The sequence below is a fragment of the Amycolatopsis sp. SID8362 genome, assembly GCF_010550475.1.
Classification (GTDB): domain Bacteria; phylum Actinomycetota; class Actinomycetes; order Mycobacteriales; family Pseudonocardiaceae; genus Amycolatopsis; species Amycolatopsis eburnea.
Genome location: NZ_JAAGNB010001087.1, coordinates 1 through 1,218 on the forward strand (window position 1 = coordinate 1; position 1,218 = coordinate 1,218).

Sequence of the window (1,218 nt, forward strand, 5' to 3'; positions counted from 1 at the left end):
TCGTCGCCGCGCGGGCGGCCGGGCTGCCGAGCCCGGTGCAGAGCGTCTGGACCGCCGTGCGCGACCTCGACGGCCTGCGCGCGAGCACCGAAGCCGGGCGGGCGGCCGGGTTCTTCGGCCGGTCGGTGATCCACCCCGCCCAGATCCCCGTGGTGCACGACGTTTGCGCGCCCGATCCCGCGGAAACCGCTTGGGCGAGCGACCTGCTCGACCACCTCGAAACGACCGGGTCGGCGGCCTGGATCGACCACCGCGGACAGTTCGTCGACGCCGCGATCGTGGCGCGCGCCCGCTGGGTGCTCGCGCTCGCGGGCTCGGAAGCAAAGGAAGGCCAGCACTCATGACACGTCCCCAGGATCCGCTGCTGTCGGCGGTCGCCGGCGGGGTCCGGCTGATCGAGCTCGGGCAGCCGTTCTTCACCGGCATGCCCTGCTCGCCGAACCACCCCGGGTTCCGGATGACCCTGATCCGCCGCCACGGCGACATGCGCCGCCCGGACGGCGGGTCGGCCGCCAACGAGATCATCGTGACCGGCGGGCACGTCGGCACCCACATCGACGCGCTCTCGCACGTCAGCCACGACGGCAAGCTGCACGGTGACGTCGATGCCGCCGAGGCCCAGCAGGGCGGCGTGTTCCGCACGCACGGCGCGGAAAACCTGCCCGGCCTGCTGCGGCGGGCGGTCCTCCTGGACGTCGCAGCCGTCCACGGCGTCCCCACGCTGGAGCCGGGCTACGGCGTCACGGCCGACGACCTCGATGCGGCGGCGAAGCGCGCCGGGACCGAACCCGGCGCTGGTGACGTCGCGCTGATCCGCACCGGCTGGGCGCGGAACTTCGACGACGCTGTTTCCTACATGGGCAAGGAAACCGGCGTTCCCGGCGCGACGACGTCGGCGGCGGAATGGCTGGCGGCGCGGGGTGTCGTGGCGACCGGCGCGGACACCACGGCCTACGAGCAGATCCCGGCCGGTGCCGGGCACGCGGTGCTGCCGGTGCACCGGATCCTGCTGGTGGAGTCGGGCATCTTCATCATGGAGCACCTGAACCTGGAAGCCGTGGCCGAGGAGGGCGTGCACGAGTTCGTGTTCGTGCTGGCGCCGCTGCGGATCGTCGGCGGCACCGGCTCCCCTGTGCGCCCGCTCGCGGCGGTGAGCGCGTGACCGCGACGATCGTGCAGCAGCTGGCCGCGTTCGCCGCGTCGGTGCGGGCCAAGGGC

1 protein-coding gene and 1 pseudogene are annotated in these 1,218 nt (G+C 73.6%); both read left to right on the forward strand.

What is annotated here, in order from left to right:
- Positions 1 to 344, forward strand: a pseudogene (locus G3I65_RS33955) (HpcH/HpaI aldolase/citrate lyase family protein); the annotation flags it as partial.
- Complete coding sequence (locus G3I65_RS33960) at positions 341 to 1,162, forward strand: cyclase family protein (protein WP_160699724.1); 822 nt, start codon at positions 341 to 343, stop codon at positions 1,160 to 1,162. The pseudogene G3I65_RS33955 and the gene G3I65_RS33960, both read left to right, overlap by 4 nt.
- The last annotated feature ends 56 nt before the right edge of the window (positions 1,163 to 1,218 follow it).